The following is a 25,414-nucleotide window of genomic DNA, read 5'->3' as shown; positions in this document are numbered from 1 at the left end:
ATATAAAAAAGGAGAAAGTTTTTGGCGGTGTCATAAGTACGAATTGTCATCCTGAGCCTGTTGAAGGACTTATAAAAATAGAATTTTTAAGCGTTTCTACAGGCTCACGTGACAACATTCAAAAAGTAAATTATTTATGAGACAGCCTCTTTCTTTAAATTAACTCTACGCTTCTACTAACAAATGCAGTTAATTCTGCACCAGTTAACATGCCTTGAGCCAATAAAGCTAAATCTATGGCTTGTTTAGCTAAATTGCTTTGCTCTTCACCTTCTGCTTTTAAAATTTTGCTAACCAATTTATGGTTTCCATTGATTGCTACTTTATAGCTATCAGGCATTTGACCATAAAAGCCCATTCCACCACCCATCGCAGCCATATCTTTCATACGTCGCATAAATTCATCCATGGTAATAGTAACGGGCAATTCATCTGGATTTAAAGCTACCACTTCTACCTGCATACCTGGTTTGGTAATTGCTTTTTCGAAAATAGTTGTTACTTCTTTAGCCTGATCCTCACTTAAAACATGCTCATTAACTTCGTCTTTCTCAATCAGTTTATCAGCAACACTAGAATCAACACGTTTTATAGATGTTTTCTCCAATTTCTGCTCTAATTGATTAATAAAGTGATTATCAATAGGAGAATCTAAAACCAAAACATCGTAATCTTTTTTGTTTGCCGATTGAATGAAAGCATCTTGTTTAGAAGCATCATTAGTGTACAAATAAACTACTGTTCCGTTTTTATCGGTTTGCAATGGTGCAACTTTCGCTTTGTATTCTGGTAAAGTGAAAAGCTCATTTTTAGTATTTCCAACCAAGGCGAAATCTTTTGCCTTATCGTAGAATTTATCTTCACTAATCATTCCATATTTAACGAACATACCAATGTCTTTCCATTTGTCTTCGTAAGATTTACGATCTTTTACAAATAATTCACCTAGTTTATCGGCAACTTTTCTAGTAATATAACTGTTAATTTTTTTAACATTACTATCAGCCTGTAAGAAACTACGCGATACGTTTAATGGAATATCTGGTGAATCGATAACGCCATGCAATAACATTAAAAATTCCGGAACAATGTCTTTTACTTCATCGGTAATAAAAACCTGGCGAGAATATAACTTTATTTTGTTGCGTTGCATTTCGAAGTCGTTTTTCAACTTCGGGAAATATAAAACACCAGTTAAGTTAAACGGATAATCAACATTTAAGTGAATCCAGAATAGCGGTTCTTCACTAAAAGGATATAATTCGCGATAGAAACTTAAATAATCCTCGTCTGACAAATCTGCAGGAGCTTTAGCCCAGATTGGATTGGTTGTGTTGATGATGTTATCAACCTCAACATCGTTATATTTTGCTTTTCCCTCTTCATCTACACCATCTTCAACGGATTCTGTTTTAGTGCCAAATTTTATTGGAACAGGTAAAAATTTAGCGTATTTGTCAAGAATCTCCTGAAGTTTAGACTCTTCTAAAAACTCTATGGAATCTTTGTTAATATGAAGGATAATATCTGTTCCACGAGTAGTTTTTGTGCCTTCTGTAATCTCGAATTCAGTACTTCCATCGCAAATCCAGCGCGCTGGTTCTGCACCTTCCTGATAAGATAAAGTATTAATTTCAACTAAATCTGAAACCATGAAAGCGGAATAGAAGCCCAAACCAAATTTACCAATGATTTCATTCGCGTCTTTAGCATCTTTAAATTTTTCTACAAACTCACTTGCGCCAGAAAATGCAACTTGGTTAATGTATTTTTTAATTTCTTCGGCAGTCATACCTAAACCATTATCGCTAACGGTTATAGTTTTTGCTTCCTTATCAACTGCAACTTGCACCAATGGTTGGCCAATTTCTCCATTAAACTGACCTAATGAACCTAGTCTTTTAATTTTCTGAACGGCATCAACTGCGTTAGAAACCAATTCACGAAGAAAAATCTCGTTATCAGAGTATAAAAACTTCTTAATTATCGGGAAAATATTCTCGGTATGTATCGAGATGTTTCCTTTTTCTTGTATGCTCATATGTAAATAAATTGTTTAATATACATGCTGCATAACAATGGTTGTTCCAAAGCGTCTTATTTGCCAAAATGACAGCATTATGTTTTGGTAGCGTTAATAACTCTAATATAGCAATCTTTTTAAAGAGGAATTTTTCGCATTATTATAATAAGATTATGCCTGCTGGCACATTTCTAAAAACGTAAAAAGCCAAATGTTTGTAAACATTCGGCTTCTATATATTTTTAAGCAATTATTTTAATTCATCAAAAAGGTTTCATCTTGTTCTAAAGAAAGAATTTTAGTAATTTTTTTCATTAATACGTCCATCTGGAAAGGCTTAGAAAGGAAATCATCCTGTCCGTAATTTAAAGTTGTGAAGTCTTTAGGGTCATATAAACCGGAGATTAATAAAATTGGAATTTTGGAGGTACTTTCTATAGATTTTAATTGCTCACATAAAACGCGTCCATCAATTTGACCAAGAGAGATATCAAGTAATATTAAATTCGGGTTAAAGCTTTCGATTCTATTAAATACTTCTTCACCATTGTTAAGAGCAGAAACTTTAAAGCCGCCTATTTCAAGTATTAATTGTATGGTTTCTAAAACCTCAATATCATCATCAACTACCAGTATTCTCTTCATATCATCTAAGCATTTTTCATGTGCTTTATAATTATAACAAAATGATTAATGTTATGTTTATATCTTTTTAATATTTATTTATTATTTAAAAACCTTGTTTAACAACACCTTCTTTTTGAAGAATGAAGTTGTAAAGATCTTCTATGGGCTTTTGCAAAATTTTCCCAACGGTAATTTCATTTTCTTCTAAAACTGTTTTTAGAACATCTTGATAATAATATGCAATTGAGCCAACAAAATGGCAAGGAACAGTTTTATAATTGGGATAATCTTTAACATTTGTATCCACAAATTCTTGAAATCCTTTTTTTAAAATTTCGTAGATGAAAGGGTGTTCGCGGTTGTTAGCCAGAAAGCGGCTAAAGCTTGCCAGGTAAATGTTCGGGAATGGCTTTTGATAAACATTGGTTATGATTTGTTCTTTCTCTACAGTGAAGGTTTTTTTAAATTCAGCCTCCAAATCTGCTGGCAATTTTTTGTACAAATAGCTTAATAATACCTTTTTACCAAAAAATGTTCCAGAGCCTTCATCGCCTAAAACGTAGCCTAAACCATGGTGGCCATCATGTATTTTCTTACCGTCGAAATAGCAAATATTAGAACCAGTACCTAAAATGCAGTTTAATCCTTCCGAATCTCCGCAGGTTGCGTAAACAGAACCTAAAAGGTCGTGCTCAACCGAAATAAATGCATTGGCAAAAACAGCCGATAATCCGTTTGATACAACTTCATGTTTATCGGGTGATGAACAGCCTGCGCCAAAAAAATAAATTTCTTTAACCTCGTCTGCCAAAGGTGCTATTATCTCATTCTTTAGAATTATACGGCTAATATCTTGCTCATTAAGGAAATAAGGATTTATTCCCTGTGTATTAAATTTAATGGTTTCTCCATTAAAATAACCCATCCAATCGGTTTTTGATGAGCCACTGTCTGCAACGAGTATCATATCGATAAATATAAAAATTAATTGGATAAATCTATATTACCAGTGATTTCTTTGAGGGTAATTTCTGCAAGTTTTGCCTGATATTGAATCTCAATGAAACGATTTTGAGCGTCTATCGAATTTCGTTGTGCTTCTCTTAATTCTAAAGGTGCAATGCTACCCAAGCGGTATTTGGCTAAAGTAATATCTAAATTTTCTTTTGCTATATCAACATTTCTTTGTTCAAGATTAACCAAATCCAGGTAGGTACTATAATTTTGGTAGGCGGTTAATAATTGCGTACTTACATCAAGTTTTGTTTTATCAAGATTTAGCGTTGAGTTTTCGATATCAATTTTGGCATTTCTTTCATTCTGCCGTTGTAAAAAACCATTAAAAAGATTCAGGCTTGCAGTTACACCGTAAGTAAATCCATTAGCTGCAAATTTTTGATTAAACCCTGTTGGACTTGTGCTGTTTGATCTGCTATAACCAGAATTTAAGCTAACCACAGGATATCTTGCACCTTTAATTGATTTCAGATTTAATGAAGCAACCCTTTGATTTATAAATGCATTTTGGACATTTGGATTTTGCTTAGCAGATAATTCTGCCAATTGACTATAAATTAGTGCTTTATCAATGTCGATATTATTATCAACTGAAAATATAAGGTTAACATTACGAACCATTAATTGATTTAAACGAACTTTAGCAACTTGTAAAGCATTTTTTTGTTGCAGATAATTTGATGTATCGGTATTGTAATCTACCTGTGCAGTTAAAACATCAAGCTTTGAACCACGACCTAACTGTAATTTAGTTTTGGCAATTTTTTCCCTGAATACAGAAATGTCGATAGCACTATCTGCAGCAATAACTAATTTTTGTTGCCTTACCACATCATAATAGGCTGTAATAACGTCAGCTATTGTTGTTAAAATCGCAAGGCGTGAGGTAACCTCACCTTGTTTCTGTAATTCTTTCAGGCGGTCGTAATTTGCAAACATAGTAAAGCCATCGAAAATGGTCCAGTTTAAATCTGCACCTAAATCATTATTGGTACTTCTTGCACCGGTAATAACTCTATCGGCTCCTGTTGCAGGTGTTTGCCTCGTATCTTGAATACTTCCACCATTTGAATAAGTCGCAGCTAAATTTGGTAACATGCCTGCATTACCAATATTTGCATTGTTTTTTGCAATGGTAATGTTATTCTTGCTTATTTTTATATCGTAATTATTTTGCATTGCAATGGTAATAGCATCTTGCAAAGTCAACTTTTCCTGCGCTTTTAAGGCGAAAGATAATATGCTCAATAGCAATACAAACAGATTTATTCTTTTAATCATTTTATTTATTTTGCTCCTTCCAATGCTTCATGTTCAAAGCGCTCTGCTTCTTTTAAATCTTTATTTGGTTTATATGGTTTCGCCCAATACGAATAAATGGCAGGGATAACAAATAATGTTAAAATTAAGGAAAACATTGTTCCTCCTACAATAACAGTTCCCATACTCATTCTGCTTTTTGCTGCTGCGCCTAAAGCTAGGGCAATAGGTAATGCACCAATTGCGATAGCCAAACTTGTCATTAAAATGGGACGTAAGCGAGATACAGCCGCTTCCCTGATAGCTTCAGGAATAGGTACTCCTTTTTCTTTTAACTGATTGGCAAACTCTACTATTAAAATACCGTTTTTGGTTACCAAACCGATTAACATAATGGTTCCGATTTGGCTAAAGATGTTCCAGCTCTGACCACAAAGCCATAGGGATAAAAAAGCACCTGCAACAGCCATTGGTACGGTTAAAATAATAATAATCGGATCTTTAAAGCTTTCGAATTGTGCCGATAGAATTAAATAAACAAGCAATAGCGCTAATCCAAAAGCAAAAAATGTATTTGACGAACTTTCTTTGAAATCTCGTGATTCGCCACTTAAATCGGTAGAAAAGCTTTCATCTAATACTTTTTTCGCAATCGCATCCATAGCATCAATTCCTTCACCAATACTTTTACCTGGTGCTAAGCCTGCAGAAACTGTTGCTGAAATAAAACGGTTATTGCGATACAATTGCGGCGGACTACTTTCTTCTTTTGCCGTAACCACATTATCAAGCTGAACCAGTGTACCATTATCACTTCGAACATACACAGAACTCAAATCTAAAGGATCTTTTCTGTCTGTTCTGTCGAATTGCCCAATAACCTGATATTGTTTTCCGTTCATGAAAAAGTAAGAAAAACGTTGGCCACTTAAGCCCAGGTTTAATGTTTGTGCAATTGCCGAGATGGAAACGCCAAGGTTTTTTGCTTTATCTCTATCAATAGTTAAATTTATTTCTGGCTTGTTGAATTTCAAGTTCACGTCAGAAACAGTAAAAGTTGGATTTTTACTAACTTCATCCATAAACAAAGGCACCTTTTCACGAAGTTTTTCAAAATTTTGCGCCTGAATAATGTAGCTGATTGGTAAACCACCGCGGCGACCAACAGAAATTGTTGGTTGCTGATTAACAATCGTTTTACCTTCGCTATACTTTTTGGTGATTTTGGTTAGCATATCGGCAATCTCTTTTTGAGAACGCTCTCTATCTTCAGGATCTACTAAACCCATTCTTACGAAACCTGAGTTTGTGGAGCCTGATCCTCCGAAACCGGGAGATGTTATCGTAATATTTACATTTTTTTCAGGAACTGAATCAATCACCATTTGATTGATTTTCATGATAAACTTATCCGTATAAGTAAATGATGAGCCTTCAGGCGTTGTTACGTTTATATTAATTGCACTTCTGTCATCATAAGGTGCGGTTTCTTTGGGTAATACTTTCCAAAATAAGAAAATCATTCCCATACAAACCAGAATAATTGGAATGGATAGCCATCTTTTATCTAAAAATTTATTCAGGTTTGATTCATAAGAATCATTTAGTTTAACAAAATAGGGTTCCGTCCAATTGTAAAATTTAGATGGTTTATGTCCGCCTTTTTTCATTAAATACGCATTTAGCATTGGGGTTAATGTTAACGATACAAATGCAGAAACCAATACTGCAGCTCCAATTACAACCCCGAATTCTCTAAATAATCGCCCAACAAATCCCTGTAAAAATATTACTGGTAAAAATACTGCTGCAAGGGTAATTGAAATGGAAATTACGGCAAAGAAAATCTCGTTTGAGCCCTTAATTGCAGCTTCAAACGGCGACATACCTTCCTCTACTTTTTTGAAAATATTCTCGGTTACTACAATTCCATCATCAACTACTAAACCTGTGGCCAATACAATTGCCAATAAACTAAGCACATTAATAGAGAAACCAAAAGCGTACATGATAAAGAATGTAAAAATTAAAGAAACCGGAATATCAATTAATGGACGGAAAGCAATTCCCCAATCTCTAAAGAATAAATAAATGATAAGGATTACCAATACTAATGATAAACCAATGGTTTCAGCAACTTCGGTAACGGAACGTTTAATGAACAGCGTGGTATCTAGGGCAACTTTTAATTTTATATCTTGAGGAATATCCGCTTTAAGTTTATCGAAACGTTTGTAAAATTCGTTGCTGATATCTAAATAATTTGCACCTGGTTGCGGAATTATCGCCACTGCAACCATTGGCCTGCCAGATTCGCGTAGAATTGTTTCTTCATTTTCAGGACCTAAAACGGCATACCCAACATCTTTTAATTTGATAACCTGGTTACTGTCTGTTTTTAAGATGAGGTTATTAAACTGGGTTTCGTTAGTTAATTTTCCTAAAGTTTTTACGGTTAATTCTGTGGTTTCGCCAGTAATCTTCCCCGAAGGTAACTCCACATTTTCATTATCAAGTGCAGTAACAATATCCTGAGAAGTTAAACCATAAGCACTTAGTTTATTAGGATCCATCCAAATACGCATAGCATATTTTCTTTGACCCTGAATTTGAACACTACTTACTCCAGGGATGGTTTGAATTCTATCTGCAATTACATTTTCTGCAAAGTCACTTAGCTCCAACGTATTTCTTTTATCACTCTGTATGGTCATTGATAAAATTGCATCCGAGTTTGCATCGGCTTTGCTTACAATCGGCAATCCATCTATATCTCTTGGTAAAGTTCTGGCGGCTTGCGAAACTTTATCGCGAACATCGTTAGTTGCCTCTTCAATATTTTTATCAAGGTTAAATTCTACAGTGATATTGCTTGTTCCCTGATTACTTGATGAGGAGATGTTTCTTATCCCATCGATTGAATTGATTGATTTTTCAAGCGGTTCAGTAATCTGCGATTCTATAATATCAGAGTTTGCTCCAGGATAGGATGTTCTAACAGAAACAACTGTTGGATCAATAGATGGATATTCGCGAACGCCCAAAAAATTATATCCAATTATCCCGAAAAGGACAATTAAAAGGTTCATAACTATGGCAAGAACCGGTCTTTTTATACTCGTGGTTGAGATACTCATAATTATTGTTTAACCAAATGAACCTTAATGGGTGCATCTTTTTTTAATGCCATTGAACCTGTAGTTAAAACTGTATCGCCTTCTTTTAATCCAGAGGTAATAACAATGTTTTCATCTGTACGCGTTCCAGCTTCTACTTTAACTTCTTTTGCTTTCCCATCTTGCTGGATGTACACAATCTTACCTTTTAAAACAGGAATTACTGCCTCATTAGGAATTAGAATAGCATTTTGTAAGGTATTTAGTGCAAGTTTTATTTTAGCGAAAGAACCCGGAAGAAGTACGTTGTCTGCGTTGGGAGCCAGTGCACGTATTTGTAAAGTACGGGTTGCGGTATTAATTCCTGGTTCAATTGCGTAAACCTTACCTGTATTTTGTTTTGATGATCCATCAGTAGTGAAAGAAATTTCAGAACCTAGTTTAATTTGTCCTGTATATTTTTCAGGAACCGAAAAGGTAATTTTAACAGGGTTTGTACTTACCAGATTTGCAATAACTGTTGCCGGCGTTAAGTAAGTTCCTGCAGAGATACTGCGTAAACCAATTTTACCGCTAAATGGCGCACGAATTGTGGTCTTGGCAAGTTGTGCTCTTATTAAGTTTGTTTGCGATTGAAAGGATCTCAAATCAGCTAAAGAAGTATCGTATTCTTCCTGACTAATTGCACCCTTTGCTAGTAACTGTTTTGCCCTGTTCTCATTTGTGCCTGATAGTTTTTGTTTTGTTAATGCATCTTGCAACTGTGCCTGAATATCTCTATCATTGATTTTAACCAAAATACTGCCTTTGGTAACATTTGTACCTTCTTTAAAATAAATGCCTGTAACCAAACCAGAAACTTCACTTTTCAGTACAACAGATTCGTTTGCTTCGATTGCGCCTGTAACTTCCAAATCTGTATCAAATTTAGAAAGCTTAACAACTATACCATCAACAACCATTGCTGGTGCCGATTTTGCATCTTTACCACCTTTACCTTCTTTTGCTCCGCCAGCAGTGGCACCACCTTTACCTTCTAATTTTTTATTTGCGTTTATTCTGTAGTAAACAAGATAGGCCAAACCTAAAGCCAAAACAATGTAAATAATATATCTTTTCTTCATTTGTATGTGTGTAATTCTTTAATTCCCGAGCTATAGTTGTAAAAATACCCGGTAAAAGCCTGTAAAAATATTCAAATAGTTTAAGCATAAATTTGTTGTATTAAGGATGTTACTAAATAAGTCGTAAGGCAGGGGTCGGGCATGCAAAGTTTAGATGGAAATAGCAGAATGGTTGGTAATGCGAATAATTAACCTTTTTAATTTCAAATTTTATAAGAATTTAGTGTTATCAGGTTATAATCTTCTGACTGCTGACTTACAACTGCTAACTAATTTTTCTTTTTAATTCCAAAAACTCATCAATAACTATAAATTTGTGTCAAAACACAATTATATGTTTATTAAAAAATCGATATTAAGTTTAGTTCTAATACTAACAAGCATTATGGTAGCGAAGGCGCAGGTAAAAATAGGTTTCGAGGTTTCCTTTAAAGAACCTCAGGCACACTATGCCGAAGTGCAAATGAATATTTCAGGTTTAGCTAAAGATTATGTTGATATAAAAATGCCTGTTTGGACTCCAGGTTCTTATCTGGTTCGTGAATTTGAAAAAAGTGTTGAAGGATTTACAGCATCGGCTTCTGGTAAAACATTAAAAGTAGAAAAAGTTAGAAAAAATATATGGAGAGTTTTTTCAGCTAAAGCAAATAATATCAAAATTAATTACCGTGTTTATGCTTTCGAAATATCTGTTCGCACAGCATTTATTGATGAATCTCATGCATTTTTATCACCAACAGGTATTTTTATGCATCCTGCCGGGATGATTAAATCGCCCAGTTCTGTAAAAATTATTCCTTATAACACATGGAGTAAAGTTTCTACAGGTATGCCCTTAGTTGCAGGAGAAACTTTCACTTACAGCGCAAAGGATTTCGATATTTTATATGATAGCCCTATTGAAGTTGGTAACCAGGATACATTTGAGTTTATGGCTTCGGGCGTTAAACACGAAGTTGCAATGTACGGCGGTGGTAACTATGATAAAGAAAAGCTTAAATTAGATATGGCGAAAATTATAGAGCAGGAAACAGCAGTTTATGGAGAAAATCCAAATAAATATTACCTGTTTATTGTTCATAATTTTGCTCGTGGAGGCGGCGGTTTGGAACATTTAAACTCTACCACATTAGGTGCAAGCAGAAATGCTTATGGAACTGATGCCGGCTACAAAGGATTTTTGGGTTTAGTTGCTCACGAATATCATCACCTTTGGAATGTTAAACGTTTACGCCCCATTGCTTTAGGCCCATTTGATTATGATAACGAAAATTATACAACAAATCTTTGGATTGCAGAAGGTTTTACATCCTATTACGAGAATAAATATATTTTAAGGGCAGGTTTTGATGATCAGAATGGATTTGTTAATGCGCTTGCCGGCGGAATTGCCACAGTTTTGAACACACCTGGGGCAAAAGTTCAATCAGCAGCGGCTTCAAGTTATGATGCATGGATTATCGGATATCGTCCTAATGAAAATTCTAAAAATATCTCTGTTTCGTACTATAACAAGGGTGAGGTAATCGGTATTTTGATGGATTTAGAAATTATAAATGCTACAAAAGGAGCTAAAAGTTTAGATGATGTGATGAAAGCAATGTACCTGCAGTGCAAAACACTAAAACGTGGTTATACTGATGCAGAATTTAAAGTAATGGTTGAGAAAATTTCAGGTATTAGTTTTACTAATTTCTGGACAAAATATGTTAATGGTGTAGACGATGCTGAATATGTTAAGTATTTCAGTTATGCAGGCGTAAATGTATCAACAGAAAATGCTACACCCGATAAACCTGTAACAGGAGCAGCTGGTCAGCTAGGAAATGAAGGCATTTCAATAACATCTACAACTAGAGGTTCTGCAGCTTGGGATGCTGGCCTGAACGTTAATGATATAATAATTTCACTAGATGATACAACAGTTGGTGATGCATTAAGTACAATAAAATTGCGCTCTCCAATGGTTTCTTTAGAATCATTACCCATTGTTTCAAAAAAGAAAATTGGCGACGTTTTAAAATTAAAAGTTAAACGTGATGGAATTGAAAAAGAAATATCTTTAACTTTAAAAGCAAACCCGAATGTTCGCTTAAAAGCAACAATTGATGAGCGTGCTACGGCCACACAAAAAGCGGTTCTTAAAAAATGGATGGGTATTTAACTAATTCATAAAATTTATAATAACAAAAAACCCGTTAGATAATTTCTAACGGGTTTTTTGCTTTAAGCGTCTTCTATTTAAGCTTAAAAAGTATATCTAAAACCTAAACCGAATCTGCCAGCATTGAAATCGCTGTCGTTATCACCTATATAAAGTCTTGGTCTCCAGTCTAAAGCAAGTGCTAAAGGTGCTCCTTTAAATTTGTAATCCAAACCAGCCATTGGCACTAAATAGAAACTTGAACCGCCATCATACAATTGAATTGATGGACCACCTCCTGCATAAAAATCTAAGCCTGCAGCACCTTTAATTGGCGTGTTGTATTGAAGAAAAGCCTGGATAATTGTAGAATTTCCACCGAATAAAACCTCTCCTTGTACTGCGCCTTTTCTGCTAAAATGATGTCTTAGTGAAGGACCAACTAATGTTGCACCATCGCCAAAATCCAAGCCTAAACCAACACCAGTTTTGTAATTCTGAGCTTTAACTTCTGTTATAGTTAAAGTAAATAATGCTGCGCATCCAAAAATAGTAAAAAGTAATTTTTTCATAATCTAAATGTTTATATGTTTTTTAAATAATAATCAGCATAACAACTTTGATGCCGATTATGTTTTTTAGGTAAAAATTTAAATGTATAAAAACAATGCTTGCATAGTAATTTTCTAATTGCTAAGTTTATTCGAGTATTTTATACCGTATTCAAATTCGGTATTTTTACCTCGGACAAAATTTTACCGATTTAAAAATATAGGATTATACATCTTTATGTTTTGATTTTTTAACTTAACCAAATATTATAAATTATATGGCTGCAGCAATCACAAGGGTATTCGATCTCCTAAAACATAGTCTTGAAGAACCCCAAAAAGAATTTATCAGCGGAAAAATTAAAGGTAATTGGATAAATTATACTACACAACAATTTTGCGACGCTGTAGATAATTTGAGTCGTGGTTTAATAAAAGTAGGAATTGATAAGGGAAGTCGTATTGGTGTAATGTCTCATAATCGACCTGAATGGAATATTGCAGATTTTGCTTCAAATCAAATAGGTGCGTACCAAATTCCTCTTTATCCAACACTTGCAGATCATGATATACAATTCATATTAAAAGATGCAGAAATCTCAGTTATTTTTGTTGCAGATGAAGATTTGTATAAAAAGGTGAAACCAAATGTCGAGGCCGCTAATCCAGAAATAAAAATATATACCTTTAGTGAAGTTACCGGTGCGAAAAACTGGAGTTTACTAATTGATGAAGGTAAAGCAAGTACTGAAATCAATCTTGATGAATACCGAGACAAAATAAAACCAGAAGATATTTTAACGCTTATATATACTTCCGGTACAACAGGAACACCAAAAGGTGTAATGCTTACACACAATAATCTAGTTGCTAATTTTGTAAATTCTGCTGTAGTAATGCCTGAGGGGGTAAAAAAAGGATTAAGCTTTTTGCCATTATCGCATATTTTCGAAAGAATGATAATTTATCTTTATTTATTTAATCGAACTTCGGTTTATTACGCAGAAAGTATGGATACAATTGTTGCAGATATTCAACATGTAAAACCAAATTCATTCTCTACAGTTCCTCGTTTGCTTGAGAAAGTTTACGATAAAATAATGGAAAAAGGAAAAGCTTTAACAGGGATAAAAAAAGGCATTTTCTTTTGGTCTGTTGCTTTGGCCGAAAAATATACCATTGATGCAGGTGCATGGTATAATTTTAAATTAGGCATTGCCCGTAAACTGGTTTTTAAAAAATGGCAGGAGGCTCTGGGTGGGGAAATTACAGTTATTGTTTCAGGGGGTGCAGCATTAAATCCAAAATTAGCCAGAATTTTTTGGGCTGCAGGAATGCCTGTTTTCGAAGGTTACGGATTAACAGAAACTTCGCCAGTTATTACGGTTAATCACTTTGGCGGTACAATGTTTGGCTCGGTGGGCGAAGTTATAAAAGGTGTAGAGGTTAAAATTGCCCAAGATGGGGAAGTTTTAACCCGCGGACATCAGGTAATGAAAGGTTATTACAATCGCCCTGATTTAACCGCGGAAGCAATTGATGCTGATGGTTGGTTCCATACCGGTGATATTGGCGAATTGGTTGATGGTCGTTTTTTAAGAATTACCGACCGTAAAAAAGAAATGTTTAAAACAGCAGGTGGTAAATATATTGCCCCGCAAATGCTTGAAAATAAATACAAGGAATCTATTTTTATCGAGCAAATAATGGTTTTAGGTGAGAACAAAAAGTTTCCTTCCGCTTTGATTGTGCCAAATTTCGAAACACTTAAAACTTGGGTAGGTAGAAAGGGAATCAAATTTACTTCGAACGAAGAAATTATTAAAAATGAGCAAGTTTTAGCAAAATATAATGAAGTAATTGAGGCCGCAAGCATAGGCTTTGGAAAATGGGAACAAGTTAAAAGATTTGCGCTTTTACCAAAAGAATGGAGTATTGATGGTGGGGAACTTACTCCAAAATTAAGCCTGAAAAGAAAAGTTATCACTGAGAAAAATAAAAATATAGTTGAAAAGATTTATAAAGATGCGGAAGATTACAAAGCACCAAATTAGAGTTTCTTTTTTAGGTTATTTTCTATCTCTAACTTTAATATCCAGTTGTGTTAGTGGTCAGTTAGGTAAAAATAATGGTGGCGAGTACAAAAACGGAATGGTGGTTTCTGCTCATCCTGAAGCATCAGCAGTTGGCATAGAGATTTTAAAAAAAGGTGGAAATGCGGTTGATGCAGCAGTTGCTGTTCAGTTCGCATTATCGGTAGTTTATCCTAATGCGGGTAATTTGGGTGGTGGTGGTTTTATGGTTTATCGTTCGGCAAAGGGCGAAATAAATGCACTGGATTTCAGAGAAAAAGCTTCCTCATCAGCACGCAGAGATATGTATTTGGATTCTGTTGGCAATCCAATAGTGGATAAAAGTTTATATGGTCAATTGGCTGTTGGCGTTCCTGGTTCTGTAGATGGCATGGTAGAGGCCCACAAAAAATACGGCAAATTGAATTGGAATCAAGTTGTTCAGCCCGCAATTGATTTGGCTCAAAATGGATTCAAAATCACTAAAAGGCAAGCATCAGAATTAAATGGTTTGCACAGAGATTTCATGAAGTTTAATCCAAATGGAACTGCTTTTATTAATTTAGAAAGTACCTGGAAAGAAAATGATTTGTTGGTACAAAACGAGTTGGCAAATACTTTAAAGTTAATACAGGAAAAAGGAAGAGCAGGTTTTTACGAGGGTGCTGTTGCGGATTCTATTGTTGCGGAAATGCAAAACGGAAAAGGATTAATTACCAAAATAGATTTACAAAATTATCATTCTGCCTGGCGAAAACCAATTACAGGGACTTATCGCGGCTATAAAATTATTACCATGCCGCCAACTTCAAGTGGCGGAATAGCTTTGATTCAGTTATTGCAATCCGTGGAGCCTTATCCCTTAAAAAAATGGGGGCATAACGCTGATTCCACAGTTCAGTTAATTGTTGAAGCAGAAAGAAGGGTTTATGCAGATAGGGCTACTCATTTAGGCGATCCTGATTTTTATGCGGTTCCAAAAAACGAACTTTTAAAGCATAGCTATAATAAAAATAGAATGTCAACCTTCAATTGGAACAGCGCAACACCAAGCAGTTCGGTTCTTGCAGGGAATGTTAGTGGTAAAGAACACGAAGAAACTACTCATTTTTCGATAGTAGATAAAGAAGGTAATGCAGTTTCAATAACAACAACTTTGAATGGTTCATATGGCTCATTGGTTGTTGTGAAAGGCGGAGGATTTCTTTTAAATAACGAGATGGACGATTTCTCTGTTAAGCCAGGTTCGCCTAACATGTATGGTTTAGTTGGTGGCGAGGCAAATGCTATAGCCCCAAATAAAAGAATGTTAAGTTCTATGACACCCAGTATTGTGGAAAAAGATGGTAATTTGTTTATGGTTGTCGGTACTCCCGGAGGCTCTACAATTATAACGTCTGTTTTTCAAACCATCATAAATGTAATAGATTTTGAAATGCAAATGCAATCTGCTGTAAGTGCAAAGAAATTCCATCACCAGTGGTTACCCGATGAAGTTTATGTGGAAAAGGATGCTTTAGATAGTTTAACAACTGAAAAATTGAAGGCGAAAGGATATAAAATAATGTCTCGTGGCTCAATAGGAAGGGTTGATGCTATTTTGAGAACAAAGTGGGGTACTTATCAGGGAGGGGCAGATCCTCGTGGTGATGATAACGCTATTGGTTATTAATTGTTGATAAGTGGAAAAATATTTCTTCGAAAATAACTTTTTGGTATGGTGATTGTACCAGGTCTGAGACGCTTGCTAACGTTAAACTTAAAAGACATGAAATCAAATTTATTCAAATCTCTACCGGTTATATTAGCCGGATTATTCGCGGGTACTGCAGCAATGGCTCAGGAGCCAGTAGCACCAACATCTCAATTCAGAACTTGGTCTATTGGCGTTAACGCAGGTGCATTAACTCCATTATCTCCATTAGGTGGAAAAAATGACTTCAGTAACAACAAAACAAGTTTTGGTTACGGATTGTACATCAAAAAACAATTTACAAATTATTTCTCACTACGTTTAGACGGAGTTATGGGAAAACTGAAAGGTGATAATACTGAAGCTTTTGATAGTGGATTTACGCCAACAAACACCGTATCTGCTTTTGATACTAAACTTAATTATTCAGCAAGTTTGAACGCAGTTGTTAACATGTTTAATATTGACATGTTTAGAAAAGAAAATGCTGTTCAACTTTATGCTTCTGTAGGTGCTGGTTTAGCTGGTTATAAACCAACTATTACAACTGCTGCAGGTACATCAGCTTATGCTGGCGACAAAACCATCAGTGAATTAATTATTCCTGTAGGTGTTGGTGCGAAATTTAAAGTTTCTGACGGTATTAACATCGATTTAGGCTGGACAATTAACTATGTTGATGGTGATAATCTTGATGGATTATACAAAGGAGGAAGTAATGATAAATATAACTACGGTTATGCAGGTTTAGAATTTGCTTTGGGTAAAGGAAAACAATTGGCTTTCCATAACCCTGTTGCTGCAACGTATGATGAAGCTTTAGCTGCTAAAAACATAGCAAATGCATTAAAATCTGATTTGGATGCTCAAAAAGCTGAAAATGCTAAATTACGTTCAGATTTAAATAACTTATTAACTGATACTGATGGTGATGGTGTTGCTGATAAATTGGATAAATGTCCGGGTACACCTTCTGGAACTGTAGTAGATGGCTCTGGTTGCCCATTAAAAACACCAGAAAAAGTTGTTGAGAAAGTTGTTATTACTGAAGAAGATCGTAAAGTTGTAGCAGCTGCTATTAAAAACTTAGAATTCGATTTAGGCAAAGCAACTATCCGCTCTAAATCTTATGCATCTTTAAATAGAGTTGCAGCATTATTAGTTCAGAAAAACTTTAGCTTAAAATTAGCTGGTCATACAGACAATACAGGTTCTGATGCTTTAAACTTACGTTTATCTAAATCAAGAGCAGAATCGGTAAAAGCTTATTTAGTTTCTCAAGGAGCTAATGCATCTCGTATCGAAGCTATAGGTTATGGTGAAGCTCAACCAATTGCAACAAATAAAACTGCAGCTGGTCGTCAACAAAACCGCCGTGTAGAGTTTACCCTTTACTAATCAATTTTAAATATATTTCTAAAACGCCTCGATTTATCGGGGCGTTTTTTTTATTTAATAGATTTTATAACCAGTTTAATATTATTTAAATCATTCATCTCGAAATTGGGGTTTTGGAAATAAAATCTTTGGTAAATAATTTTATCATCTCTGCTATCGTAAATGCTGATTATTTTATCGTTGGAGCGTTGAGTATAAACTAAATATTTAATGTTTGCATCTTTACTTAATATCAAGCTATCAAGTTCGGCAAAGGATACAAATTTAAGCTTATAATTGTAAGGCTCTTGAATAACATTAGACTGGTTTGCCTGCGATTTTTGCGATGAAAATATTTCCCTTACATATTCCGGAACATAAAGTGTTTCTTTGGCTAAATCGGGAAGCCGAACTTTGTTGTAAAACTGGTAATCAATTTGCCTGCTTTGTTTCAATAATAATCCATCATTTATTTGTTTTAAATAACCAGCTAAAAAACCGGGTGACCAATTAAGAAATTTTGAATTATTATAAAGGGTATTCAAAAGTTTAGCTTTTAAAGCTTTTCTTGCATTAAGCCTTCCACTTTGTTCGCTAACTAATAAATTTGTGTATACATCCGAAAAAAGTGTAACAAATGCTAAAACATCTTCATTCTTTTCTTTAGGTTTTATTGATGGCGTAGCTAGTTTAAGTTCATAAACAATATTATTATTGGTAATTGTATCTGCTTTTTCAATAAATGCGTCAAAATAAAAAAAAGAATAATTCTGTAATGTATCATAACCTGCGAGTTCTTCAGGTTTTATAATTTTAAAAGGGGTAATTGTCCAGGTCTTCTTTATTGCTTCAGCAAATTTTTCCTTTTCAGCATAATCGGCGTATTGCAATGTAAATAAAGTTGTAGTTTTTTTTAAAACTTCAATTTTTCCGCTGTTAGATACTTCTTCTCCGAAATAAGAAACCTGTGCTTTAGCTATTGCGCTTGTCATAATGAGAATGGCAATAATCAAGTATTGTTTATTATGTTTCATAAGTGTTTATTGTGTTAGCCAATATTAAGAATCTTTTAACAAAATTTATTTATTTTGCTATTGCATTAACAAAATACATTCATTAGCTTTGCTATGCAAGCATAATAAAATTAACCAAATGAAGCAACAACAAACTTTAGATTACCACGTTAAGTTTGCCTGGCAAAATATGTTTAACAAGTATAACCAAATGGCATCAAGCTTTGGGATAACTCAGGCAATTGGTTATATGCTTATTAATATCAATGATGATGAAGGCACTGCTGTTTCTAATTTAGCGGCACTGCTGGGTGTTAAGGCGACAAGTTTATCTCGCATGTTAAACAATATGGAAGATGCTAAATTAATCTATCGAGAAACTTCTGTTGGAGACAAACGCTCTGTAAAGGTTTTTTTAACAGATTTTGGAAAAGAAAAGAAGCATTTGGCTAAAGGTGTTGTGCGCAAATTTAATGAGTACCTAGATGAACATTTCTCTAAAAAGGAAAAGGAAACTTTCATTAATTTGTTAATAAAACTAAACGATATTACGGTAGCTTATACTATAGATTAAATAATTTATGATGAAACCTGCTTTATATTTGCCAGACTTGAAGGCAATTTTAAAGTAGGTTCCATCAGACCAAAAAGAAAATAAATAAATACTGATGAAACGAAGCATTAATAAAGTTGCTGTTCTAGGCTCGGGTATTATGGGTTCGCGTATTGCATGCCACTTCGCCAATATTGGGGTAGAGGTTTTGCTTTTAGATATTGCCCCAAAAGATTTGACTCCTGAAGAACAAGCAAAAGGATTAACATTAGATAAGCCAGCCGTAAAAAATAGAATTGTGAATATGGCTTTGCAAACAGCTGTGAAAACAAATCCATCTCCGGTTTATTCTAAAAAGGCTTTAAACAAAATTAATACAGGGAATTTCGACGATGATATGTCGAAAATTGCTGGTTTTGATTGGGTAATAGAGGTTGTTGTCGAAAATCTCGATATCAAGAAAATAGTTTTTGAGCAGGTAGAGCAATTCCGCAAGCCTGGAACTTTGATTACCTCGAACACATCAGGTATTCCAATCCATTTAATGGCTGAAGGAAGAAGTGAAGATTTTAAAGCACATTTCTGCGGAACGCACTTTTTTAATCCACCTCGTTATTTAAAATTGTTGGAAGTAATTCCAACGCCACATACTAAGCAAGAAATTGTTGATTTCTTGATGCATTATGGTGATAAATTTTTAGGTAAAACCACCGTTCTATGTAAAGATACACCAGCATTTATTGCAAATCGTGTTGGTGTGTATTCGATTATGGCGCTACTACATTTAGTTGAAAAACTAGATTTGACGGTTGAAGAAGTAGATAAATTTACAGGTCCTGCTTTGGGCAGACCAAAATCTGCTACTTTCCGTACTTCCGATGTGGTTGGTTTAGATACTATGATTAAAGTAGCCAAAGGCCTTTACGATAATTGTCCCGATGATAAAGCGCATGAGTTATTTAAACTTCCAGAGTACGTTACAAAAATGGAAACGAACAAATGGCTTGGCGATAAAACCAAACAAGGCTTCTATAAAAAAACTAAAACAGCTGAAGGTAAAACCGAAATCCTTGCACTGGATTTAAAAACTTTAGAATATAAACCACAGCAAAAAATTAAATCGGCAACATTAGAAATGACCAAGCCGATTGAAAATCTTCGTGAACGTATGAAGATTTTTGCGAAAGGAAAAGATAAGGCAGGCGAATTATTCCGCCATTCTTCTTTCGGCTTATTTGAATACGTTTCTGATAGAATTCCAGAAATTTCTGATGAATTGTATCGTATAGATGATGCTATGCGTGCAGGTTTCGGTTGGGAATTAGGTCCGTTCGAACTTTGGGATGCTGTCGGTCTGAAAGAAGCAATTGATGGAATGGAGCAATACGGAAATAAAGCTGCAGCCTGGGTTCATGAAATGCTTGATGCCGGAAATACTTCCTTTTACAAAGTTGAGGGTGGCATTAAAAAGTACTACGACATTCCATCTAAATCTTATAAAGCCTTACCAGGAACAGATGAGTTCATCATTTTAGATAATATTCGCGAGAATAAAACCCTTTGGAAAAATTCAGGTGTTTCGATTATCGATTTAGGCGACGGCATTTTAAATGTAGAATTCCATACCAAAATGAATACAATTGGTGGAGATGTAATTTCGGGAATTAATAAAGCTATTGATATGGCCGAAAAGGATTATCGAGGTTTGGTAATTGGTAATGATGGTGCAAACTTTTCTGCCGGTGCAAACGTGGGAATGATTTTTATGATGGCTGTAGAGCAAGAGTGGGACGAATTAAATATGGCAATTCGTATGTTCCAGAATACCTCGATGCGCATTCGTTACTCATCAATTCCGGTTGTGGTGGCACCGCATAATTTAACTTTAGGCGGTGGTTGCGAATTTAGTTTACATGCCGACCACGTTCAACTGTCTGCTGAAACATACATGGGCTTAGTTGAGTTTGGTGTTGGCGTAATTCCAGGTGGTGGCGGAACAAAAGAATTTGCTTTACGTGCTTCTGATGAATATAAAGATGACCAAATTGTTCAAAACGCGTTGAAAGACCGTTTCCTAACCATTGGTATGGCAAAAGTTTCTACTTCTGGTTACGAGGCTTATGAATTGGGTTATCTGCAAAAAGACAAATTCTCTATTTCGATGAACCGTAACCGTTTATTGGCCGATGCAAAAGCAAAAGCAATAGAATTAGCTGATGCAGGTTACACTAAGCCTGTTCAACGCACTGATATAAAAGTACTTGGTAAACAAGGTTTAGGAATTGTTTATGCTGGTGCAAATAGTATGTATGCAGGTCATTTCATTTCCGAACACGATAAAAAAATCTCTGAAAAACTTGGTTATGTAATGTGTGGTGGCGATTTATCTTCTCCAACAGAAGTAAGTGAGCAATATTTACTGGACTTGGAACGTGAGGCATTTTTATCGCTTTCAGGTGAAAGAAAATCTTTAGAGCGAATTCAAAGCATCATAACAAAAGGAAAACCGTTGAGGAATTAAATTGAGTATCGAGATATGAGTATCAAGTATCAAGATTGGGATTTAAAACTTTGAGGTAAAATTCCCCTCTTTTAGAGGGGTGCCTGCAGGGCGGGGTGTTATTTGGATTTGTAACGCTTATTTAACTGCCCCAAACCCGATAGAAGTGGAAATACTTTTTGCTGCAGGTTTTTGACAAGCTCATACCGACAATCACAAAAAGATTGAAACGAATAGCGGGACTTATGAACAGATGAAATGCAGGATTGGCTTTTCAAAATATTAAATAATAAAATATTGGTGATTTCTAGTTTCGAGCCCAGTCTTGATACTTGATATTCGCTATTAAATACTAAATAAAGCTACTAGATATAAAAAAAATGGAAGCATACATTATAGCCGGATATCGTACAGCAGTGGGCAAAGCTCCCCGTGGCGTATTCCGTTTTACAAGAGCCGATGATTTGGCTGCAGAAGTGATCAGAGCTTTAGTGGCATCGGTTCCGAATTTAGATAATGAACAAATTGATGATGTAATTGTGGGTAATGCTACTCCAGAGGCAGAACAGGGTTTAAACATTGCCCGTATGATTTCGCTAATGGGCTTGGATACTGATAAGGTTCCGGGTGTTACCGTAAACCGTTATTGTGCATCGGGTTTAGATACGATTGCTACTGCGGTTGCCAAAATTAAAGCGGGCATGGCCGATTGCATCATTGCTGGTGGTGTAGAAGTAATGAGTGGAATGCCTTTCGGCGGATGGAAACTGGTTCCTAATGCCGAGGTTGCGAAAAACAATCCGGATTGGTATTGGGGAATGGGTTTAACCGCTGAAGCTGTTGCTAAAGAATATAATGTAAATCGTGAAGACCAGGATGCTTTTTCACTGAAGTCTCATGAGAAAGCAATTCATGCAATAAAAAATGGTCATTTGAAAGATGGCGTTTTACCAATCACCGTGAACGAAAACTACTTGGATGAGAATCTGAAAAAGAAAACACGTTCTTATGTTGTGGATACCGATGAGGGACCTCGTGCAGATACCACTTTAGACAAATTAGCAAAGTTGAAACCTGTTTTTGATGCAGTTGGAAGTGTAACCGCTGGTAACTCTTCGCAAACTTCTGATGGTGCAGCCTTTGTTTTGGTGGTTTCTGAAAAGAAAATGAAAGAACTAAATGCCACGCCAATTGCAAGATTAGTAAGTTATGGCATTGCTGGTGTTCCACCAAGAATTATGGGTATTGGTCCGATTGAAGCGATTCCGAAAGCATTAAAACAAGCTGGCTTAAAACAAAACGATATCGATTTAATAGAATTGAATGAGGCTTTTGCTTCTCAATCTTTAGCGATTATTAGAACATTGGATTTAAATCCGGATATCATCAATGTAAATGGTGGTGCTATTGCATTGGGTCATCCGCTAGGTTGTACAGGCGCTAAACTTACCGTACAGATGATGAACGAGTTAAAAAGGCAAAATAAGAAATATGGAATGGTAACCATGTGCGTAGGTACTGGGCAAGGAGCAGCGGGGATTTTTGAGTTGTTTTAATGTAGTGTCAAGATATGAGTATCAAATATCAAGATGAATAGCGATAGTAATAAAGTTATCCTTAAAAAAATCATCCCAAATATTTTACTCAAATCTTAAAACTGTATACATGCACAATTTTAAAGAATTAAAAGTTTGGCAAAAATCAATTGAACTTGCCGTTGAGGTCTATAAAGCAGCATCGCTTTTAACAAGTGACGAAAAGTATGGTTTGATTTCGCAAATGAAAAGATGTTCAGTTTAAATTTCCTCAAATATAGCGGAGGGCTCTGGCAGGGGAAGTAGTGCTCAATTCAAATATTTTTTGAACATAAGCCAAGGCTCAGCATTTGAATTAGAGACACAGCTAATTATTTCGAACAGATTGGAATTATTATAAGATGAGTTATCAGCTGATTTGATTGATAAGACTATGGAAATTCAAAAAATGATTTATGCTTTGGATAGGAGTATTAAGATGTGAGTATCAAGATATGAGTATCAGGTATCAAGATTGAATGTTAATAAAGTTGTATCAAGATATGAGTATCAGGTATCAAGATTGAATGTAATAAATAAAATATTAGCGAATTTGGTTTCGAGCCCAGTCTTGATACATGATACTCGCTACTTTATACTAAATTATACTAAAAAACAACGGCGAATTTGAGTTTTCGAGCCCAGTCTTGATACTTGATACTCGCTACTAAATACTTAAAAACTTAGCGATGTCCAGTTTTCGAGCCCAGTCTTGATACTTAATACTCGCTATTAGATACTATAAAAATGGAAACAACTGAAAAAAAGACAATTAAAGGCGGTGAATTCTTAATCAAAGAAACCGTTTACCAGGACGTATTTATTCCTGAAGAATTTGATGAAGAGCAACAAATGATTGCGCAAACTTGTCGTGATTTTTTGGCTTCGGAAGTGTACCCGAATTTAGATAAAATTGATAAGCAGGAAGACCCTGAATTAATGCCAACGCTTTTAACCAAAGCTGGTGAACTGGGTATTCTTGGTGTTTCTGTTCCAGAAGAATACGGAGGTTTCGGTAAAAATTTCAACACATCTATGCTGGTTGCCGATGTTGTTGGCGCTGGTCATTCATTTGCGGTAGCACTTTCTGCACATACCGGAATTGGCACTTTACCAATCCTTTATTATGGAAATGAGGAACAAAAAGCCAAATACATTCCTAAATTAGGTTCTGGTGAATGGAAAGCTGCTTATTGCTTAACAGAGCCAAATTCTGGCTCGGATGCAAACTCTGGAAAAACCAAAGCAGTTTTAAGTGCTGATGGAAAACATTACATCATTACCGGACAAAAAATGTGGATTACCAATGGCGGTTTTGCAGATATTTTTATCGTTTTTGCAAAAATTGATGATGATAAGAACTTAACTGCATTTATTGTAGAGAAAGATTTTGGTGGCATTACCATGAATCCTGAAGAACATAAAATGGGTATCAAAGGTTCATCAACTCGCCAGGTTTTCTTTAACGATTGTGAAGTTCCGGTTGAAAACATGTTGAGCGAAAGAGAAAATGGTTTCAAAATCGCAGTTAACATTCTAAATATTGGTCGTATAAAATTATCGGCTGCGGCAATTGGTGCATCAAAAGCAACACTAAATACAGCGATAAATTATTCGAATGAAAGAATTCAGTTTGGTCGCCCGATTTCTAAATATGGTGCCATTCGTTTCAAAATAGCAGAAATAGCATCAAAATTATATGCAGTAGATGCCGCAAATTACAGAGCAGGACAAAACATTGATGATACATACGATGCATTAGTTGCAGGTGGGATGGAATCTGGAAAAGCCAGGTTAAAATCGGTAGAGCAATTTGCAGTTGAATGTGCCATCTTAAAAGTTTGGGGTTCAGAAGCACTGGATTATACGGTTGATGAAGGTGTTCAAATTTATGGTGGAATGGGTTTTAGTGCCGATGCGCCGATGGATAGGGCTTATCGCGATGCCCGCATCAACAGAATTTTTGAAGGTACAAATGAAATTAACCGTTTGTTAACCGTTGATATGATGTTGAAACGTGCCATGAAAGGTGAATTGGATTTAATGGGTCCAGCAACCGCTGTTGCAGCTGAGTTAATGAGTATTCCTGATTTCGGCGAAGAAGACACAACCTTATTTGCTGCTGAAAAGAAAGTTTTAGCAAACTTAAAGAAAGCAACTTTAATGGTTGCCGGTGCTGCGGTTCAAAAACTAATGATGACGCTAAGTAAAGAACAGGAAATTTTAATGAACATTGCTGATATGGCGGGTTATGTTTACGTGCTTGAATCAGCTTTACTGAGAACCGAGAAATTAGTGAGCACTCGTGGCGAAGCGGCTTGTGCTGGTCAGCTGGATTTATTAAAAATTTATATGGTAGAAGCTGTTGATGGTATTGCTAAAGCAGGTAAAGAAGCGCTTTGGGCATTTGCGGAGGGTGATGAACAACGCATGATGTTGGTAGGCTTACGCCGTTTCACAAAGGTAGAACCATTTAATGTTAAAGATGCTCGCCAAAGGGTTGCTCAACAACTTATTGAAGCGAACAAGTATATTTTTTAAGGTAAAAGACTAAAGCTAAAAGGTCAAAGACCAAAGCAGAAAGACTGAAACCGAATGCAAACTTAAAAGGAATAAAATCCCTTCAATTGTTGCAAATATTTTACTTTGGACTTTCTGCTTTGGTCTTTTTGCTTTGGTCTTTTTGCTTCTCTATTTGTTAAATTTGGTTAAAAATTGTAGCAACCGTATTAAAAGCTTATTTTTGCAAACTATGATTAAGATGAAATGTA

The 25,414-nt window shown here is 35.3% G+C and carries 16 protein-coding genes and 1 pseudogene; 9 read left to right on the top strand and 8 right to left on the bottom strand.

The features are described from left to right. Positions 1-154: 154 nt before the first annotated feature. From htpG to IEV50_RS01315, 6 genes are all read right to left on the bottom strand, one after another. Positions 155-2,041: a molecular chaperone HtpG gene (gene htpG, locus IEV50_RS01340; RefSeq protein WP_229746583.1), complete on the bottom strand. Its 1,887-nt coding sequence runs from the start codon at positions 2,039-2,041 to the stop codon at positions 155-157. Between the two features lie 237 nt (positions 2,042-2,278). Beyond that, positions 2,279-2,668 carry a response regulator gene (locus IEV50_RS01335; RefSeq protein WP_188411454.1) on the bottom strand — a complete coding sequence of 130 codons (390 nt, stop codon included), beginning with the start codon at positions 2,666-2,668 and terminating at the stop codon, positions 2,279-2,281. 85 nt (positions 2,669-2,753) lie between these two features. Next, on the bottom strand, positions 2,754-3,617 hold the full coding sequence (locus tag IEV50_RS01330) for an N-acetylglucosamine kinase (RefSeq protein WP_229746582.1): 864 nt from the start codon (positions 3,615-3,617) through the stop codon (positions 2,754-2,756). 17 nt (positions 3,618-3,634) lie between these two features. Beyond that, positions 3,635-4,948 carry a TolC family protein gene (locus IEV50_RS01325; protein ID WP_188411453.1) on the bottom strand — a complete coding sequence of 438 codons (1,314 nt, stop codon included), beginning with the start codon at positions 4,946-4,948 and terminating at the stop codon, positions 3,635-3,637. Between the two features lie 5 nt (positions 4,949-4,953). Further along, positions 4,954-8,064, bottom strand: coding sequence for an efflux RND transporter permease subunit (locus IEV50_RS01320; RefSeq protein ID WP_188411452.1), 3,111 nt, complete (start codon positions 8,062-8,064; stop codon positions 4,954-4,956). Between the two features lie 2 nt (positions 8,065-8,066). Further along, a complete protein-coding gene (locus IEV50_RS01315; protein ID WP_188411451.1) occupies positions 8,067-9,167 on the bottom strand; it encodes an efflux RND transporter periplasmic adaptor subunit in 1,101 nt (366 codons plus the stop codon). A 334-nt stretch (positions 9,168-9,501) separates the two neighbouring features. On the opposite strand from IEV50_RS01315, the gene IEV50_RS01310 reads away from it, so the two are divergent. Beyond that, entirely contained in the window at positions 9,502-11,331 is a 1,830-nt protein-coding gene (locus IEV50_RS01310; RefSeq protein WP_188411450.1) for a M61 family metallopeptidase, read from the top strand. An 83-nt stretch (positions 11,332-11,414) separates the two neighbouring features. On the opposite strand, the gene IEV50_RS01305 is transcribed toward IEV50_RS01310, so the two are convergent. Next, positions 11,415-11,882: a hypothetical protein gene (locus IEV50_RS01305; protein ID WP_188411449.1), complete on the bottom strand. Its 468-nt coding sequence runs from the start codon at positions 11,880-11,882 to the stop codon at positions 11,415-11,417. Positions 11,883-12,139: 257 nt separating this feature from the next. Here IEV50_RS01305 and IEV50_RS01300 point away from each other — a divergent pair, with 257 nt between their 5' ends. The 3 genes from IEV50_RS01300 (at position 12,140) to IEV50_RS01290 (ending at position 17,024) form a co-directional block, all read left to right on the top strand. Further along, a complete protein-coding gene (locus tag IEV50_RS01300; RefSeq protein ID WP_188411448.1) occupies positions 12,140-13,915 on the top strand; it encodes an AMP-dependent synthetase/ligase in 1,776 nt (591 codons plus the stop codon). Beyond that, on the top strand, positions 13,887-15,605 hold the full coding sequence (gene ggt, locus IEV50_RS01295; RefSeq protein ID WP_188411447.1) for a gamma-glutamyltransferase: 1,719 nt from the start codon (positions 13,887-13,889) through the stop codon (positions 15,603-15,605). Before IEV50_RS01300 ends, ggt begins: the two co-directional genes overlap by 29 nt. 96 nt (positions 15,606-15,701) lie before the next feature. Then, entirely contained in the window at positions 15,702-17,024 is a 1,323-nt protein-coding gene (locus IEV50_RS01290) for a DUF6089 family protein (protein ID WP_188411446.1), read from the top strand. A gap of 50 nt (positions 17,025-17,074) precedes the next feature. Here the strand turns inward: IEV50_RS01290 and IEV50_RS01285 are convergent, their stop codons facing one another. Continuing rightward, positions 17,075-18,037, bottom strand: a complete 963-nt coding sequence (locus tag IEV50_RS01285) for a hypothetical protein (RefSeq protein ID WP_188411445.1) — start codon at positions 18,035-18,037, stop codon at positions 17,075-17,077. A 118-nt stretch (positions 18,038-18,155) separates the two neighbouring features. On the opposite strand from IEV50_RS01285, the gene IEV50_RS01280 reads away from it, so the two are divergent. The 5 genes and pseudogenes from IEV50_RS01280 to IEV50_RS01260 all read left to right on the top strand — a co-directional run bounded on the left by IEV50_RS01280 (position 18,156) and on the right by IEV50_RS01260 (position 25,184). After that, positions 18,156-18,590 carry a MarR family winged helix-turn-helix transcriptional regulator gene (locus IEV50_RS01280; protein ID WP_188411444.1) on the top strand — a complete coding sequence of 145 codons (435 nt, stop codon included), beginning with the start codon at positions 18,156-18,158 and terminating at the stop codon, positions 18,588-18,590. A gap of 94 nt (positions 18,591-18,684) precedes the next feature. Further along, positions 18,685-21,090 (top strand): 3-hydroxyacyl-CoA dehydrogenase/enoyl-CoA hydratase family protein, encoded by a 2,406-nt coding sequence (locus tag IEV50_RS01275; protein ID WP_188411443.1) that lies wholly within the window; start codon positions 18,685-18,687, stop codon positions 21,088-21,090. A gap of 359 nt (positions 21,091-21,449) precedes the next feature. Further along, on the top strand, positions 21,450-22,625 hold the full coding sequence (locus IEV50_RS01270; protein WP_188411442.1) for an acetyl-CoA C-acyltransferase: 1,176 nt from the start codon (positions 21,450-21,452) through the stop codon (positions 22,623-22,625). A 109-nt stretch (positions 22,626-22,734) separates the two neighbouring features. Beyond that, a pseudogene (locus tag IEV50_RS01265) lies at positions 22,735-23,004 on the top strand (four helix bundle protein). Between the two features lie 386 nt (positions 23,005-23,390). Continuing rightward, positions 23,391-25,184, top strand: coding sequence for an acyl-CoA dehydrogenase FadE (locus tag IEV50_RS01260; protein ID WP_123204969.1), 1,794 nt, complete (start codon positions 23,391-23,393; stop codon positions 25,182-25,184). The last annotated feature ends 230 nt before the right edge of the window (positions 25,185-25,414 follow it).

This window comes from Pedobacter mendelii, assembly GCF_014635725.1.
Lineage (GTDB): Bacteria > Bacteroidota > Bacteroidia > Sphingobacteriales > Sphingobacteriaceae > Pedobacter > Pedobacter mendelii.
Note: the sequence above shows the minus strand (reverse complement) of the source record. Positions and strands in the feature narration are given on the sequence as shown.

Coding starts and splice junctions, on each gene's coding strand:
- htpG (WP_229746583.1), bottom strand. CDS start 2,041: ATGAGCATACAAGAAAAAGGAAACATCTCGATACATACCGAGAATATT.
- IEV50_RS01335 (WP_188411454.1), bottom strand. CDS start 2,668: ATGAAGAGAATACTGGTAGTTGATGATGATATTGAGGTTTTAGAAACC.
- IEV50_RS01330 (WP_229746582.1), bottom strand. CDS start 3,617: ATGATACTCGTTGCAGACAGTGGCTCATCAAAAACCGATTGGATGGGT.
- IEV50_RS01325 (WP_188411453.1), bottom strand. CDS start 4,948: ATGATTAAAAGAATAAATCTGTTTGTATTGCTATTGAGCATATTATCT.
- IEV50_RS01320 (WP_188411452.1), bottom strand. CDS start 8,064: ATGAGTATCTCAACCACGAGTATAAAAAGACCGGTTCTTGCCATAGTT.
- IEV50_RS01315 (WP_188411451.1), bottom strand. CDS start 9,167: ATGAAGAAAAGATATATTATTTACATTGTTTTGGCTTTAGGTTTGGCC.
- IEV50_RS01310 (WP_188411450.1), top strand. CDS start 9,502: ATGTTTATTAAAAAATCGATATTAAGTTTAGTTCTAATACTAACAAGC.
- IEV50_RS01305 (WP_188411449.1), bottom strand. CDS start 11,882: ATGAAAAAATTACTTTTTACTATTTTTGGATGCGCAGCATTATTTACT.
- IEV50_RS01300 (WP_188411448.1), top strand. CDS start 12,140: ATGGCTGCAGCAATCACAAGGGTATTCGATCTCCTAAAACATAGTCTT.
- ggt (WP_188411447.1), top strand. CDS start 13,887: ATGCGGAAGATTACAAAGCACCAAATTAGAGTTTCTTTTTTAGGTTAT.
- IEV50_RS01290 (WP_188411446.1), top strand. CDS start 15,702: ATGAAATCAAATTTATTCAAATCTCTACCGGTTATATTAGCCGGATTA.
- IEV50_RS01285 (WP_188411445.1), bottom strand. CDS start 18,037: ATGAAACATAATAAACAATACTTGATTATTGCCATTCTCATTATGACA.
- IEV50_RS01280 (WP_188411444.1), top strand. CDS start 18,156: ATGAAGCAACAACAAACTTTAGATTACCACGTTAAGTTTGCCTGGCAA.
- IEV50_RS01275 (WP_188411443.1), top strand. CDS start 18,685: ATGAAACGAAGCATTAATAAAGTTGCTGTTCTAGGCTCGGGTATTATG.
- IEV50_RS01270 (WP_188411442.1), top strand. CDS start 21,450: ATGGAAGCATACATTATAGCCGGATATCGTACAGCAGTGGGCAAAGCT.
- IEV50_RS01260 (WP_123204969.1), top strand. CDS start 23,391: ATGGAAACAACTGAAAAAAAGACAATTAAAGGCGGTGAATTCTTAATC.